The organism is Pseudomonas sp. 2024-210 (assembly GCF_045062345.1).
Classification (GTDB): domain Bacteria; phylum Pseudomonadota; class Gammaproteobacteria; order Pseudomonadales; family Pseudomonadaceae; genus Aquipseudomonas.
In genome coordinates this window covers 46,918-62,902 of record NZ_JBJGEJ010000022.1, presented here as the reverse complement: position 1 = coordinate 62,902, position 15,985 = coordinate 46,918, and the positions used below count along the sequence as shown (strand labels likewise).

Here is a 15,985-nt window from a genome sequence, read left to right as displayed (position 1 = left end):
GGAGGGGCCGGCGGCGCGGGGCTGGTCAGCTCGACGGTCATTTCCGGTATTTCGGGCGGGGTGATCAGCGGTTCAGCCTTGGCCTGCTGGAAGAACCACCAGGCGCTGGCGTGCAGCAACACCACCGCGCCAATCAACATAATGATCTGCGGCTTGCCCAAGCCCCCCGGCTGCGAGGTATTGGGCACATGTTTGATGTGCGTCCACTGTTTTACCCGTTCAGCATCTAGCACTGGCGCTGGGCGGGTCTGGTTTTTTACCTCGTCACTCATTAACAGTCCCTCGACTAAATGAAGGGCAATAAGGCTCCGTTCGCCCTTGCATGCAGGGACGAGAATGGTCGGTTCAGTCGTTCTGATAAGTGAGGCTTCACTTATCCGTATCGTTAAGGGCTACGGGGAAAATACGTCATTTTGGCTCCCGATAAATCGGTGATAAGTCAGTGCCTGGAGCACATGTAGTGTTGTTAAGTTAAGTAAAGCAACCGCTGTGCCAAAAACGTTAAAGCTGGGGGGCTGGCAGGACAAATAAACACGGTATTTAGAGCGCTCGACAAACAGGGTGAGTTCAGGCGTTACTGGCGCCTTAGTTAAACTTTACTTGCAACTAAGTGCAGGGCTTACATTGTTCTACAATCTGACACTGAGCCGTTGCTGTTGTAATTTAGTGCACCAAATTGACAGTGGGCTGCCAAGTATTAGTGCACCTGTTTGGTCTGTTAATACGGGGAGGAACTTCACCTTTAAAACCGTGGGTTTAACACCCGCGTTAAGTATCAGGCAGTGGTCAGCGAGGGGTCGGTTTCGCTTAATGCGCCCTCTGATTGATGCTGCCATAGGCGGTAATAGAGTCCACGGCGCTCCAGCAACTGCGCATGGCTGCCGTCTTCGATAAGGGTGCCCTTATCCAGTACGACGATGCGGTCAAGATGGGCAATGGTTGAAAGTCGGTGGGCCACGACCAGCACTGTCTTGTCCGCCATGATGTCATCCAGGCTGCTCTGGATCAGGCTTTCGGTCTCTGAGTCGAGGCTGGCAGTGGCTTCATCAAGGACCAATATCGGTGCGTTTTTAAGTAACGCACGAGCGATTGCAATGCGCTGGCGCTGGCCACCGGAAAGTTTGACCCCGCGTTCACCGATCAAGGCGTTATAACCCTCTGGCATTTGCACGATAAAGTCATGGGCATGGGCACGTTTTGCCGCCTGCACAATATGGGCGTCACTGGCGAGTACATCACCATAACCAATGTTTTCTTTTAAAGTGCGGTGAAACAGACCGGGTTCCTGAGGGATTAAACCAATATGGCGATGAAGTGACTGTTGAGTCATATCCAGAACATCAATGCCGTCAACTTCAATGCAGCCGCTTTGCGGGTCGTATGAGCGCAGTAAAAGGCTCAGCAATGTTGACTTGCCAGAGCCCGATAAACCGACAATACCCACCCGCTGACCTGCACGAATATGCAAGTTGAAATTATTGAAAACAGGCGTGCCGGGCGTATAACTAAAGTTGACGTCGCGAAAATTAATCACGCCCTTGTGAATGATTGCCGGAGTGGCTTTATCCCGGTCGGGCATTTCATGGGGTTGTAGCAGCGTGTTGATACTGTTTTCGATCGTGCCGATGTATTCGAACAAGTGCATAAACTGCATGCTGAGAAAACTGCACTGCGCCACGATCATGAGGCCCAGCGTGGCCACCATCACCAACTGGCCAACATCAATTTTGCCCAAGTACCACAAGTACAACGCCACGGCGACCAGACCCACCCTCAGCACAATGGACAAACAGTCTTGCAACAGGCGGATTTTCTCTTGGTAGAAGAATGAGCGCTGCGCGGCCTTTTTTTCTTTTGCCTGAAAGCCGGTCAAGTAATCGAGTTCATAGTGTTGGCGGGCAAACAAACGAATGCTGTTCAAATTCCCCACGGCATCAACGATTTTGCCGGTGGTGACGCTGCGTGTTTGCGCGTGTTCGTTCGCCAGTACCTGAGCTTTGCGCGAAAGCACAAACGCCAGTATTGAATAAATCGTCACCCACACCAGCAGGCTCAACCCTAGCCAGGGCGAAGCGAGTGTCAGCAGCACCAGGCTGGTGATCAGCACCGCCAGAATGGGCAGCATCTCTACGATCAGCACCCAGGTTATATCCAGCAGGCCGATACTGCCTTCACTGATCCGTTGCGCCAGGCTGCCGGCAAAGTGCTCGCCAAAATAACGCGGGGAGTGGTGTTGCAGATAGGCAAACAGATCACGGGTAATGCGCACTTTCTGCCCGGGGCGAACCATGATCATGCAAAAGGTTGCGCCCCGGGCACACAGCATCTGCGCCACACCCAGGCCCAATAAAAGACCGAGTGCAGGGAGGCTGGCCTGTAGCAGGTCGCTCTGATCCCACAAACCGTCACTCACCGCTCCGGTAATTCGGCCGATGGCATAAGGCATCAGGGTCGCGGTCATGGCGGCGCCGATTTGCAGGAGTGCGATGCCCCAGTACCAGCCGGGATAGAGGCGGATGTAGTGCCAAACAAAGGCCCACGGCCGTTTAGGCGGAAGGGTTATAGCGTCAATTTCAGACATGACTGACCTTTCTTGGATAAGGGCAAACGAGTCGATGTGGCAGCGCTTACGACGTCGCCAGGCACGCAGGTAGAACGATCGCGTAGTGCGGCCAGCAAACGCCCAAGCGTACAGAACGGGGCGTTAGAGCACAGTGCGTGCTATGTATCGGTGCCCGTGGTGCAAAGGCACAAAGGCAGGGGGCGTGAAGGGGGAGTGCGGCGGGGCTTGGTTGGCATAAAGCACACTGAACACATCGTTTATATTCCTTTATAACAGCGGGTCTTGGACCTGACTTTTGGCCAGTCCTTGCACTGAATGTGGACGTGGATACCGTCCTTGTTCGTATTGGGGGCGTAGCAACCACCCAGGGCCTTGTGTGCCCGGTCTCAAGATCTCGAACGAGAAATGACAAGAAATATTTGTGCCAAGTTGTAACTTTTGTTGTGTAAATGTTCGGATGTGTTGATTCGGGTAACGATTTGGAGGGTAAACGCAGTGTTTGACGGGGTGTTTGCGTTTTTGGATCAGGCGGGTAATGTGTTGCCCCGTCCACATTGACCAGGGATCCCCATGCGCAGAGAGATAGGCTATTGGCACCGCGAAGGCCGTGAATTGTTTTATTACCTGGAATTCAAGCCGGAGACTGCCGAGTTTTACCTCACTTGTGAACACACCCCCGCAGAAGGTCAGGGCAGTGTGCGTTCAGTGTTGCTCAGTGAAGCACGGGGCGAGCGCTATTACGAAGATGCACTGTTGATTATCAAGGAGGAGTTGTTCAAACAGTGCATCGTGTGACACAGCGGTGTTGGGCTAAACCGGTAGGTTGCTGCTGTTTAAAACGCGACCTCACTGATCTGTAACACCCACGCAATGGCCTGCTGCTTTTCATCCCAGACATAACGAAAATGCGGGCCTTGAACCGGCAGCGACAGCGCTGGAGGGCGAAAGGCTGCTACGCATTCGTGACCTTTGAGCCGCACACTTTTGTACAGCAGCCCCCAGGCGCCGTTTTCGCGCAAAGGGCGGGCGAAGGCCTGGCATGTGCCATAGGTATCGGGCGAGGGTTGGTGCAGCGCTGTTTTTCGGCGCACATCGATCATCGGCTGGCAGATCTGATTGATGTAGGTGCGCAGAGTGATTTCGATACTGGCTTCGCACGTGGCGCGCCAGAATTGCTCCTGATGAAAGCAGGTTTCGGCAATCGCCGCTTCAACGCTGCTGGCGCAGTAATACACGCCATAGCTGCCATCGGTAAAACGGCTGGCCCGTCCTATATGGGTAAATGCAGCCATCACCGGGGTTGAGCCTGCACCACACAAACGATCTTCAGGACTAACCCGAGTGATCAAACCCGCCTGATCGCGCAGACGATCATTGGTCAAGCTTTCAAGCGCAAAGGCGATGTCCAGGTCTGCCGGGTCAAGGGTGTCTTCAAACACCGAGATGGGCGGGAACGCGCTGTTGATGATTCGCCATGCCTTGTCCCACTCGGGCAGCACCGCCCGCATCAGCCGCGTACGCCATCGAGATAGCGACGCACGTCAGCCAGGTCAACGACTTGACCGCCGAGCATGTAAGTCAATGCACTTTGGCCATTGAAGGGTGCTGCGGTGTTCGGCTTGTGCACCCAGTCGTAGGCGCGTTCCGGCTGATTGCTGAACAGAATGCGCAAGGATTTATGGATGCCCATCAGGTAGGAAATACGTTCAAGGGTATCGTGGGGCAGGCGCACGACGGGCAGCTTTTTATATTTGAAATAGGTGGTATTGCCGATGGCCCCCAGCAAGGTGCATTGCTGATCCTTGGTACAACCCCAATGTTCCATCAGGTTGAAGAAAAAGGTCAGTGCAACGCGGCCTGCCTCGGGGCTGTTGATGTCGGGTTCGATGTGTCGGGCTTCGAGTCCCATAGGATTCTCCTTGAAATGATTAGGATCGACACTACTCCACATCTGATGTTTCTCAACTAAATTGTTCGTATCTGAATTTATCACAGGCTTGCCAACGCTTTAGCCCGGTTCATACAGCGTTGCCGCCGTTCATCAACACGCTGGGCAAACCAGGCTGTCGTCAAATTACGGGTGATTTTAGGGCTTTGCAGGGAAATACCCGGCAATACGGCGCGGGGCAGTGGCTGGCCATTCTTGCGGTCTGCGAGGGCGTAGACGCGTTGGTACACCGCCGTGTCGTTGAAGTCCAGGCTATCGCCTTTGAGCAATTGGTTGCGGATGGCGTTTTCGCTGAGATCCAACTTTTTGCCTAATGCGCGAACGGCTCGTTCGGTGGCACCGACCGCATAGGAGTCAGGAATGGTCAGATCGCCATCCAGTGCCAACGGGATGCCCGAAGCTTTGCTGACAGCATTTTGGAACGCAGCATTACGACTGGCGTACCAGCCCGCATTGAAATCGGCGAAGCGGTACAGCGATCGTGGGTAATCCACCGGATACCCCAATAAGTGAGCAATGCCGAAATACATGCCGCCACGTCGGGTGAAAACCTCATGACGAATCGACTCGGTGACTGGATACGGATAATCGCGGGCCTGTTTTTGTGCAAAAGCGATGCTGACCTGCATCGGGCCGCCGGTGTGTACCGGGTTTAAACTGCCAAACAGAGTTTTACCCAGTGGCACCATGCCAATGAAATCATCGAAAATCGCGCTCAACTGGCCCTCGGTTCGGGCCGTATCCAGACGCTGGTTATAGGTTTTGCCATTGGGCGAGGTGATATTCAACGCACTGCGCAGCACAAATTCAGGGATATGCAGCTTGCTGGCGCGCCGATTGATTTCGCTTCGTGCGATTTTCGCCAGACCCGGGACGGGTGGATCAGCCTGAAAAGTTGACTCTTGCTCAGTGACGGCCAGCACCGAACACAAGTGTTCATCTGAAGGTTCCAGTTCCTGAACGGCAAAGGCGGTCTGTATATCAGTGGCCCACCCTTGGCGGTCCTGCACGGTGGCCGGTAACAGTTGCACGATCCGTGCACGTACTTGATCCGCTGAGCGCACGGGTTGCGCTGGCTGAGTGCTACAACCTGCTACAGCTATGAATAGAGCAAGCGTCAAAAACCGCATGAAGAATCGATTCACTTGCGCTTATCTCCTGAAAAACAACTCATATATGACGCGTGCTCATTCGTCGCGCGTCAGCACTTCCAGCAGTTCGATCTCAAACGTCAGGTCGGAGTTCGGTTTGATGTGTGCGCCCATGCTTCTTTCACCATAGGCCAAGTGCGCGGGCACCTGAAGTTTGCGTTTGCCGCCCACTTGCATGCCCATCAAACCGATATCCCAACCCTTGATCACTCGACCGGTGCCAATGACACACTGAAACGGCTTGCCACGTTCGTGGGACGAGTCAAACACCGTACCGTCTGCCAGCCATCCGGTGTAGTGCGTGGTGATCAAGGCACCTTTAACGACGGTTTTGCCTTCACCGCGTTGCAGATCAGTTGCTTGAAGTTCGTGGGTCATGGGGGAGAGCTCAAAATAGGGACGATAAGTTAGGCCGATGATGCAGTCTTTTACCTCTTTTTTACATTTTGTATTGAAATTAAACGGTAACAAAAGCCTTTAAATACTGGGAATGTGCAGTCGTGCAAATAAGTATTCCTATCAATTGCGCTTTACTATCAAATGAGACTCCTTATCATTGCGCTTCTCGCAGTGCCGGGAATAGCTAGACACGTCGTGTCCTTTGGGGGCCTGTTCCAGCGATTACCAGCCTTTGGCCTGCCGAGCATTTTCCCTGGTTAAGGATCAACTGGACATGCTGTCTCGATTTAAACGCAGTCATTTCTCACTGGCCATCGTGGCCACTCTGACTTCGCCAACGTTAATGGCGGATGCGCTTGAGCGCGAACGCGATGAAGTGCCGATAGAGGCCAGCGACCTTTCGGTCGACGGGACGAGGCAAGCACTGCAACTTGAAGAAACCCGTGTGCTGGGTACCGCGGCACAAGAATTGAAACAGGCACCGGGGGTGTCGATCATCACCGCCGAAGACATCAAGAAGCGCCCGCCCGCGAATGATCTTTCCGAAATCATCCGCCGTGAGCCGGGGGTCAACTTGACGGGCAACAGCGCCAGTGGCGCCCGTGGCAACAACCGCCAGATCGATCTGCGCGGCATGGGCCCGGAAAACACCCTGATCCTCATTGACGGCAAACCGTCTTCTTCCCGCAACGCCCAGCGTTATGGCTGGAGTGGAGACCGTGATACCCGTGGCGAGACCAACTGGGTGCCAGCAGAAGAAGTCGAGCGTATTGAAATCCTGCGTGGCCCGGCCGCCGCACGCTACGGCTCAGGGGCGATGGGCGGGGTGGTGAATATCATCACCAAAAGGCCCGCCGACAAACTCAGCGGCTCGCTGACGGCCTATTACCTGTCACCCGAAGACAATGCCGAAGGCATTAGTAAACGCACCAACTTCAATCTCAGCGGGCCGATCACCGAAGATCTGGTATTTCGCGTGTATGGCGGCGTGAACAAAACCGATGCCGACGATCCCGGCATCAACACGGCTGAGCAAGCGTCACCGGACAGCGTAGTGGCCGGTCGTGAAGGGGTGCGCAACAAAGACGTCAATGGCTTGCTCAGCTGGCAGTTCACCCCTGAACAAAGTCTCGATCTGGAGGCCAGCTACAGTCGTCAGGGCAATATCTTTGCCGGTGACACCATGCTCAACAGTGGCGGAGATTTTGTTAACAGCCTGACCGGTAAAGAAACCAGTGTGCTTCAGCGCAGCGCCTTCTCTGCGACCCACAATGGCGCGTTCGACTGGGGATCAACCAAGGCCACACTGACCCATGACCTCACCCGCAACTCTCGCTTGAATGAAGGGTTGGCCGGTTATGGCGAAGGCGCGCCCTCCGAAAGCGCCGGTTCATTTGAATCACGCTTGCGCAACACGCGCGCCACGGCTGAAGTGAACCTGCCGTTGCACATGGGCACAGACCAGGTGCTGACGGCGGGCGGCGAATACCTGTATGAATCGTTGAATGATCCCGGCTCGTTGCGCCCGCAAAGCTGGGACCCTGGCGCCGATGGCACACCAGGGCTGCCAGGGACCGACCGTACGCAAACCAAAACCACCGCCAACAGTTATGCGCTTTACGTTGAAGACAACATTGAAGTCGGTGCCAAAACCATTGTCACGCCGGGGGTTAGATTCGATCACCACAGCGAGTTTGGCGGCAACTGGAGCCCAAGCCTCAACGCGTCTCATCAGATCACCGATGAACTGAGCATCAAGGGCGGTATCGCCCGTGCCTATAAAACACCAAACCTGTACCAATCCAACCCCAACTACCTGTTGTACAGTCGCGGCCAGGGTTGCAGTTCGGTCGAGGTGAACCTCGGTGGTTGCTATCTGGTGGGTAACCCGGACCTCAAGCCGGAAATCAGCATCAACAAAGAAATTGGCCTCGCGTTCGATAAAGGCACCTGGCGCACCAGCGGTACGTATTTTCGCAACGACTATCAAAACAAGATCACTGCCAGTAACGAAGCGGCCTTCCGCTTGCCCAACGGGCGACGTGTCCTGCAATGGGAGAACAGTGGCAAGGCCATTGTGCAAGGGATCGAGGGCAACCTGTTTGTCAGCCTGCGCGACGATTTGGACTGGAACACCAACCTGACCTACATGATCGAAAGTAAGGACAAGGAAACCGGTGATCCGTTGAGCATCATTCCAAAGTACACCTTGAATACGATGCTCGACTGGTACGCTACCGAGAAACTGTCCTTTCAAGTCAGTGGCACTTACTACGGCAAGCAAGAAGCGCCCAAGCGCAATAACCGGGCTAACGAAGAACTCGACAAGTCGGTACAGACGCCGGTCGATCCTTACGGTCTGGTGGGTGTGAGCAGCGGTTATGAGTTCAATAAGCACCTTAGCGTGCGGCTGGGCATCAACAACCTGTTCGACAAGCACTTGTACCGCAAGGGCAACTCGGATGAGGCAGGGGCGCAAACCTATAACGAAGCGGGCCGTGCTTATTTCGCCTCGGTGACCAGTTCATTCTGATCAGCCGGGGTACCGCGTCACTGCTGGTGGTGCGGGCAATTGAGGCGTGACATTCGCAGGTAGCGGGTGTCGCGCCGTTGTCGCATCTGGCGCAAGCAAAAAACAGCGAATGTGAAGGATTGAAAACATGAAGTTCGCAACCTCGGCCTGGCTGCCGATCCTGTCCCGCACACTGGCAGCGCTGGTAGGCGGTTATGGCTTTACCTACGCCTTTACGGCGGCGCTGGCGCGCGTGTTGCCGCTGGACAATGTGGACTCGCTGATCGTTGCCAGCCTGTTGTCTTTTGTGGTCTACACCCTGGCTATTTTGTGGGCGTTTGCCGCCCGTCATCAGTGGGCTGCCTGGATGGGCCCGGTATTTGCGGTGCCGTTGGCCGCCATCGGATTTTGGCCTCAATGGCTGGAGCGTCTTGGATGAAACAAACCCTGACCCAATCAATGGCCTGGCTGCACACTTGGGGCGGCTTGATTGTCGGCTGGTTGTTGTTGGTGATATTTCTGACCGGCAGCCTGGCGGTGTTCGATCAAGAAATCGATAACTGGATGCAGCCGGAGCTGCCTGCGCACCACCTGAGCGATGAGCAGGCCGTGCAATTGGCGCTGGCCTATTTAAGTGAACATAAAGCTGATGCCAAGCAGTGGGGCATCAGCCTGCCCAACGAACGTTCGCCTCAGCTTCAGGCTTCAACCGGCGGGCGCCGTGATGGCGTTTCGGTGAGCCTGGACCCCGACACCGGCAAGGTATTACCGGTGCGTGAAACGGCAGGCGGAATGTTCTTTTTTGGCTTTCACTTCACTTTGCACTTGCCGCGCATGATTGGCATCTATCTAGTGGGCGCGTTGGCAATGGGCATGCTGGCGGCATTGATCAGCGGCATTGTGATTCACAAAAAATTCTTTAAGGAATTCTTCACCTTTCGCCCGGCCAAGGGCCAGCGTTCCTGGCTGGATGCCCATAACGCAAGCGCTGTGCTGTTACTGCCGTTCCACCTGATGATCACCTACAGCGGGCTGGCCATATTTTTGATCATCTACATGCCAGCAGCGATGGACGCGTTATTTGATGGCAATCGTGAGGCTTTTTTCAAGGCACAGGATTCAGTGCCGGCGGTGCGTGAAGCGGTACGCGGTGCGCGCGCTGAACCGGCGCCTCTGGTGAACTTGGCGCCCTTGCTCGCCAAGGCTCGTGAGGTGATGGGCCCCTTGGGGGGCGTGAGCATCAGCAACCCCGGGCAGAGCACTGCCCAAATCCAGATTCGGCCACTGCTGGGTAACCGCATCGCCCTGACCAAGGGCCAGGGTATGCGGTTTAACGGGGTCACTGGCGAACAGCTGTCCGGGCCGACCGACATGCGGGCCAGCGTTCTCACGCACCGGGTTATTTCCGGGCTTCACTTCGCCCAGTTTGGTGGCTATCCGATGCGCTGGTTGTACTTTGTGTGCGGTCTGATCAGCACTGCCATGATCGGCAGCGGCTTGGTGCTGTTCACGGTCAAGCGTCGACGCAAATACGCCAATGAGGGCCGGGTAGGGCAAGTGCTGTATCGGCTGGTTGAGGCCATAAACGTGGCCGTTATGGCGGGTTTGAGCCTGGCTTGCATCAGCCTGCTGTGGGCCAATCGCCTGCTGCCTGCGGGCATGACAGACCGCGCTGGGGCTGAACTCAACGTTTTTTTTGGTATCTGGGCGGTGAGCTTGGGCCACGCCTTGTTTCGTTCGCGCATGCAGGCCTGGCGTGAGCAATTGGGGGTGGCGGGGGTGATGTGCCTGACATTGCCGCTGCTCAGCCTGTTGACGGTGCATGCGCCATGGGCACTTCCCAGCCGTGCAGGTGTAGAGCTGACGGCGATGGGACTGGGGGCTTTGTTGCTATGGGCCAGCTGGAAAGTATCGCAACCGGCTGTGGTGCGTGTACCGCGTCGTAACCGTGGCGCACTGGCTGAGGGTAACTGATATGGCGGGTCATTTTTTCGCAGCGCTGGCCTGTGCCTACATCGCCATGCTGGCGTTGTGTCAGGGGCTTGAACGCCATTACAAACAGGTTTGGCACACCGCGCCGTCGCTACGGCTGCGTCGGTTATTACGCGGTGGCGGCTGGCTGAGTCTGGCGCTGAGTTTTTACTTCAGTGGTCAGGCGTGGGGATGGGCGATGGGCCCGGTGGGCTGGTTCGGGCTGATCTCGTTAAGCGGTTTCGCGTTGCTCATGCTGCTGCCTTACCGGCCTCGGCTGGCCGTGTGGTTACCGGTGAGTTTTGCCCCGATGTGGGCTGTAGGGGTGATGCTGTTGTAGCTCGGTTGGGGATAACTGCTCGCAAAACCGGGTGAATGGTTTTACCTGATATCGCCAGAGAGTGGTGATCTGCTTGTGATCTGGTTTTTGATCTTGATCTACCGCTCCTTCGGGAGGCCGAATGGAGGTTTCGCGGAGTGGGTCGACCGGCATGGATGCCGGGAGAGCTGCGATCGGGCCATGGATGGCCCGTCGCAGCGTGCCCACGGAGCGGAACCGGAGTGAGGGACACCTGAGCGCAGCGAGGGCCGTACGTGGGAGCGGAAGCGTTTTGGTTACTTTGCCGCTTTTGCAAAGTGACACGCCGTAAGGGCGTAACCATTACTTCAGCTAGACGCTAATAATGGATATGTACTCGTAGCTTTTAATCGGCCTGTGTACATATCCATTTCATGTATCACGGCTTTCTACGGGTTCCGCCCTTACGGCGGCTCACTTTTGTCAAACAGCCACAAAAGTAAGCAAAAAGGCCTTGCCCCCTGCGTACGGCTTTCGCTGCGCTCAAGTTCCCTCGCTCCGGTCCCGCTCCGTGGGCACGCCGTGACGGGCCATCCATGGCCCAACACGGCTCTCCCGGCATCCATGCCGGTCGACCCACTGCGCAGAACCTCCTCTCGGCCTCCCGACGGGGCAGCAGATCAAGATCAAAAACCAGATCACAAGCAGATCAAGATCAAGATCAAGATCAAGAGCAGATCAAGAGCAGATCAAAATCTCGGTGGCGATGAGGTTATCTACAGCATTTGCAGTGCTTACAGGTTATTGATCAAACTCTGCCGGCAGTGCAGGGTCAACCAGGCACCGCCGTTGTCGCGGTTACGCACCTCCAGCGTAAAACCATGCAGGCTGACAATCGCCGCCACAATGGATAACCCCAGACCGAAGCCTGCATGGGTGTCATCGCAGCGATAAAAGCGCTGAAACACGGCCACACGTTCAGCCTCCGGAATACCCGGCCCGGTATCCAGCACTTCAATGCGCGGGCTACCTTCATCGTTGACGGCACGCAAAATCACCTCACCACCGGGCGGGGTGAATTTGATCGAATTGCTCAACAAGTTACTCAGCGCTTCAAATAGCAAGGCGCGGTCGCCGACCAGGCTTGGAAGGGGTTGGTCAGCCTCCAGCGTCAGCGTGATTTGGCCTTCCTCCGCCAGTGGCAGGTAAAAGTCGTACAGTTCTTGAAGCAAAGGCAAAGGGTCGAGTTGCAAGAAGCCCGAGCGTCGCTGGTGATCTTCCAGCTCAGAAATCCGCAACAACCCGCGAAAGCGCGCCATCAGCGTGTCAGTTTCACCAATCACTTCCTCCAGTTGCAGCGCCTCGGGCGAGCCTTCTGCCGCTTGCTGTTGAATCCGGTACAACTGCGCGCGCAGCCGGGTCAGCGGGGTGCGCAGGTCATGGGCGATGTTGTCGCACACGCCTTTGACCTCATGCATCAACAGTTCAATACGGTCGAGCATGGCGTTGACAATCGCAGCCAGCATGTCCAGCTCATCGCGTCTATCCGACAGCGGCAGGCGATAGGTCAAATCCCCCGCGACGATGGCTTCGGCGCTGGCCTGAATGGCCCGTACCCGCTGCAATGGTCGTCGGCGCAGCAAGTGCCAGCCAGCAATGCCGGGGATGATGGTCAGCGATATACCCCACAACAGCGCGTGCAGAATAATCCGCGTCACAGCAAACAGTGAGCCGTTATCGCGCACCAGCACCAACCAGCGGCCATCCTGGGTTTGGGTGGCCACGGCGTCGCAGCTGTCTTGGGGCAGGTTGGGGTCGTCGGAAACGATGCAAGTGCTCAACTCATGGATTTCACCGTCCAGCGGCAGGTCTTCAGGAATGCTCTGGATGGGGCCGCTGAGCGGTCGCTGTTGCGCATCAAACAGACCGTAAGCATCCACCGTGCGCATATCGAACGTCAGGCTGGTGGCCAGCGCTTCGTCGAGTTGTTCGCCTTGAAAGCGCGAGAACAAGTGCTGGCGTTGCATCAATGAGTGCTTCGCCAGGTTGCCTAAATAGTCCGACACCTCGTAATACAGCACCCCCATGAGGATGCAGCTCCAGGCCACGAACAAGAAACTGTACAGCGCCAGCAGTCGGCTGCTGGAGGAACGCCAGCCCTTAGAGGGGTTCGGCAATGACATAACCCGAGCCTCGAACGGTGCGAATCAAAGGCACCAGGCCCTGAGGATCAATTTTTTTACGCAGGCGGCCGATGTGCACGTCGATGAGGTTGGTACCCGGATCGAAGTGATAGCCCCAGACTTCTTCAAAAATCATCATGCGCGAGAGGATTTGCCCGGTGTTGCGCATCAAAAATTCCAGCAGCTTGTATTCGGTGGGCAGCAGGCTCAGTTGCTGGTCGGCGCGACTGGCTTCGCGGGTGATGAGGTTGAGCTCAAGGTCGGCCACACGCAGCGAGGTTTCGTATTTGTCGACCGGGCTTTTGCGGCGCAACAAGACTTCGACCCGAGCGGCCATTTCGTCGCTGGCAAAGGGTTTGGTCAGGTAGTCATCGCCACCGGCGCGCAGGCCACGAACACGCTCGTCAACATCAGAAAGGGCGCTGATCATCAGAATCGGCGTGCTGACGCCGATGGTGCGCAAGGTGGTCACAATGGCCAGGCCGTCGAGTTCAGGCAGCATGCGGTCGAGGGTGATCAGGTCATAATCGCCGCTGACAGCGCGAACCAACCCTTCGCGGCCATTGGCCACCCAATCGACTTCCAGTCCGTGACTGCTTAACTCAGCCACGATCTCTTTTGCCGTTACGGCATCGTCTTCGATGGTCAAAATGCGGGGCATACCTTCACCTGAATGGGCTTTTTGTCGGTGAGCACATTTTGCCCACAAAAAGCTGAAACGTTTCTTAAGAAAATTTCATGTTCAGCCTAGCGACAGTAAAGGCTAGCCGAAAACCCACTCGGTGTTTGAATCAGGTTACAGCCCGATGCTTGCTCAGGCTTCGCGACCTGCTTTATGACCCGCGCTGATAGCTCCTTCGATATAGCCAATACGCTGGCAGTCACCAATGCTGGTGGCGTGTAATCCGGCCCGGCTCAGTTCATCCAGCAAATCGGTATTGGGCTGTGCGCCGATGGCCAGTACCACAGAGTCAGCTTCACAGTACGCAGCTTGTCCGTCAGCCAGTTGATAGTGCACACCCTTGCCGTCAATGGCCGTCACGTTTGCGCCGGTCTTGAGGTCGCCGCCGTGCACACGGATTTCATGCAGCACCCGCCAGCGCCGCACAATCGCCAGTTCGCGACCTAAATGAGTGCCGCTTTCCAGCACGGTCACCTGTCGGCCTCGGGCCAGCAGGAATTCGGCCAGCTCCAGCCCCACCAGCCCGCCGCCAATGATGGTGACGCGTTTGCCCAACGGCATCCACATGCGCGACAGTTTTTGCAGGGCTTCGCTGCTGTCGGTCACCCCCGCCAAACTACCGGCTTTCATCAAGGTGCGCTGAGTGAAGGAAAGTTTACGTTTGGCAATTTCATCCGCGCGGTCGCCGGTCATTAAGCGACGCAGTTCGTCACCGCTCCACACATGGTCCAGCTCGGCTCCGGGAATGGCCGGGGCTGAACGCTCGGCACCCACCGCCACCAGCACCTGATCGGCCGCCAAATCGCGTAACAGGGCAGGGCTGGCGGTCGTGTTGAGGCGAACATCAATCGAGGATTGCTCCACCTGCACCTTGAGGTTGTCCAGCAGTTTGGCGTTTTCGGCATAAGCCAGGCCAGCAAAGAACAAAGTGCCGCCCAGCCGGTCGCTGCGCTCCAGTAATGTCACCCGATGCCCGCGCAGGGCCGCTACGCGAGCCGCTTCCATGCCGGCAGGGCCCGCGCCGATGATCACGATATGTTTGGCTAAGAGGGCCGGGCTGATGACATATTCAAATTCATGCCCGGTCATGGGGTTGACGGCGCACTTGACCCGTTCGTTGATAAAGATCTGGCTGACGCAGACATAGCAGTAAATGCACGGTCTGATGGTGTTTTCCTGGCCCTTGAGCAATTTGTTCGGCAGCTCAGGGTCGGCCAGCAGCTTGCGGGCCATGGCGATGAAGTCACAGTCACCGCGTTTCAAGGCGGCTTCGCCTGACTGCGGTTCAATGCGGCCTACCGCAATCACGGGCAAGTTGACGCTGCGCTTGATGGCCGCGGTCCATTCCAGAAAACCGTCTGGCTTTTGCACCAGTGGCGCTTCGGTAAACACCACGCCGCTGGTGATGCGCGCGCTGGCCGATACGCTGACGGCATCCACGCCAGCGGCCTCGGCCATGCGCGCCACGGCTTGGGCGTCCTGCAACGTGATGCCGTTGGGGGTGTGCAGTTCTTCGGCATCCAGCCTCAGCCACACGGCAAATTCGTCACCGACCTTGGCCCGCACGGCGGCAATGATGTCCAGCAACAGTCGGGCACGGTTCTCCAACGTGCCGCCATAGTCGTCTTCACGCTGGTTGTAATAAGAGGACAGAAAGCCGGCAATGATGTAACCGTGGGCCGCGTGTATTTCGACACCGTCGAACCCGGCCCTTTTTGCACGGTCGGCCGCCAGGGCAAACCAGTCGATCATTTGCGCGATGTCGGCGTCGTCCATGACCCGGATCGGTGAGCCTTCAGCGCGACGTTTCATGGAGCTGACAAAGTTGCTCAGCTCTTCAGGTGTCAAAGCCGCCATCATGTCGCTTTGCAGCACTGGCGGTACTGAAGGCACCCATAACTGCCGACCTTCGGCCATGTCGCGCACCGAGGTCTTGCCGGCGTGTTGCAGTTGCATCGCGATTTTCGCACCGTGTTGGTGAACACGTTCAGCGAGGCGGCTGAGACCAGGGAGGAATTCATCGCTGGACACCCCCACCTGAAAGGGCTCCGCTGTGCCGGCCGGAAACGCCACCGAGCACACGCCCATGATCAGTAAACCGGCGCCGCCCCGGGCGCGGGCTTCGTAATACGCTTGAATGCGTTCGCCACAGTGACCATCGGCTTCAGCGAAATTGGAACCCATTGGCGCCATGATGATGCGGTTACGCAGTTGGAGTGAACCGATGCTTCCGGGGGCCAGCAACTGAGGAAATTTTGTCATTGTTATTTCAGTCCGA

At 56.5% G+C, this 15,985-nt stretch carries 13 protein-coding genes and 1 pseudogene; 5 read left to right on the top strand and 9 right to left on the bottom strand.

Going from position 1 to position 15,985, the window contains the following annotated elements; genetic code table 11:
* A pseudogene (locus ACI7MX_RS21440) lies at positions 1–272 on the bottom strand (energy transducer TonB); the annotation flags it as partial.
* A 503-nt stretch (positions 273–775) separates the two neighbouring features.
* Positions 776–2,581: an ABC transporter ATP-binding protein gene (locus tag ACI7MX_RS21435; RefSeq protein WP_314483933.1), complete on the bottom strand. Its 1,806-nt coding sequence runs from the start codon at positions 2,579–2,581 to the stop codon at positions 776–778.
* 552 nt (positions 2,582–3,133) lie between these two features.
* On the opposite strand from ACI7MX_RS21435, the gene ACI7MX_RS21430 reads away from it, so the two are divergent.
* Positions 3,134–3,358 (top strand): hypothetical protein, encoded by a 225-nt coding sequence (locus tag ACI7MX_RS21430; RefSeq protein WP_314483931.1) that lies wholly within the window; start codon positions 3,134–3,136, stop codon positions 3,356–3,358.
* A 38-nt stretch (positions 3,359–3,396) separates the two neighbouring features.
* Here ACI7MX_RS21430 and ACI7MX_RS21425 read toward each other — a convergent pair whose 3' ends face one another.
* The 4 genes from ACI7MX_RS21425 to ACI7MX_RS21410 form a co-directional block, all read right to left on the bottom strand.
* The gene (locus ACI7MX_RS21425; RefSeq protein ID WP_314483929.1) at positions 3,397–4,071 is read right to left on the bottom strand and encodes an RES family NAD+ phosphorylase; all 675 of its coding nucleotides are present in this window, start codon (positions 4,069–4,071) and stop codon (positions 3,397–3,399) included.
* On the bottom strand, positions 4,071–4,472 hold the full coding sequence (locus ACI7MX_RS21420) for an MbcA/ParS/Xre antitoxin family protein (RefSeq protein WP_314483927.1): 402 nt from the start codon (positions 4,470–4,472) through the stop codon (positions 4,071–4,073). The genes ACI7MX_RS21425 and ACI7MX_RS21420 overlap by 1 nt, the downstream gene beginning before the upstream one ends.
* Positions 4,473–4,552: 80 nt before the next feature.
* Positions 4,553–5,641 (bottom strand): DUF1615 domain-containing protein, encoded by a 1,089-nt coding sequence (locus ACI7MX_RS21415; RefSeq protein ID WP_405591329.1) that lies wholly within the window; start codon positions 5,639–5,641, stop codon positions 4,553–4,555.
* A gap of 57 nt (positions 5,642–5,698) precedes the next feature.
* Entirely contained in the window at positions 5,699–6,040 is a 342-nt protein-coding gene (locus ACI7MX_RS21410; RefSeq protein WP_314483925.1) for an FKBP-type peptidyl-prolyl cis-trans isomerase, read from the bottom strand.
* 295 nt (positions 6,041–6,335) lie between these two features.
* On the opposite strand from ACI7MX_RS21410, the gene ACI7MX_RS21405 reads away from it, so the two are divergent.
* The 4 genes from ACI7MX_RS21405 (at position 6,336) to ACI7MX_RS21390 (ending at position 10,884) form a co-directional block, all read left to right on the top strand.
* Positions 6,336–8,594 (top strand): FepA family TonB-dependent siderophore receptor, encoded by a 2,259-nt coding sequence (locus ACI7MX_RS21405; protein ID WP_314483923.1) that lies wholly within the window; start codon positions 6,336–6,338, stop codon positions 8,592–8,594.
* A gap of 127 nt (positions 8,595–8,721) precedes the next feature.
* Entirely contained in the window at positions 8,722–9,012 is a 291-nt protein-coding gene (locus ACI7MX_RS21400; protein ID WP_405591325.1) for an iron transporter, read from the top strand.
* On the top strand, positions 9,009–10,547 hold the full coding sequence (locus ACI7MX_RS21395; protein ID WP_405591322.1) for a PepSY-associated TM helix domain-containing protein: 1,539 nt from the start codon (positions 9,009–9,011) through the stop codon (positions 10,545–10,547). Before ACI7MX_RS21400 ends, ACI7MX_RS21395 begins: the two co-directional genes overlap by 4 nt.
* Position 10,548: 1 nt before the next feature.
* Positions 10,549–10,884: a DUF3325 domain-containing protein gene (locus ACI7MX_RS21390; RefSeq protein ID WP_405591319.1), complete on the top strand. Its 336-nt coding sequence runs from the start codon at positions 10,549–10,551 to the stop codon at positions 10,882–10,884.
* Between the two features lie 752 nt (positions 10,885–11,636).
* On the opposite strand, the gene ACI7MX_RS21385 is transcribed toward ACI7MX_RS21390, so the two are convergent.
* From ACI7MX_RS21385 to ACI7MX_RS21375, 3 genes are all read right to left on the bottom strand, one after another.
* Positions 11,637–13,025 (bottom strand): sensor histidine kinase, encoded by a 1,389-nt coding sequence (locus ACI7MX_RS21385; protein ID WP_405591316.1) that lies wholly within the window; start codon positions 13,023–13,025, stop codon positions 11,637–11,639.
* On the bottom strand, positions 13,003–13,686 hold the full coding sequence (locus tag ACI7MX_RS21380) for a response regulator transcription factor (RefSeq protein WP_405591313.1): 684 nt from the start codon (positions 13,684–13,686) through the stop codon (positions 13,003–13,005). The genes ACI7MX_RS21385 and ACI7MX_RS21380 overlap by 23 nt, the downstream gene beginning before the upstream one ends.
* A gap of 153 nt (positions 13,687–13,839) precedes the next feature.
* Positions 13,840–15,969, bottom strand: coding sequence for an FAD-dependent oxidoreductase (locus ACI7MX_RS21375; RefSeq protein ID WP_405591310.1), 2,130 nt, complete (start codon positions 15,967–15,969; stop codon positions 13,840–13,842).
* Positions 15,970–15,985 lie beyond the last annotated feature (16 nt).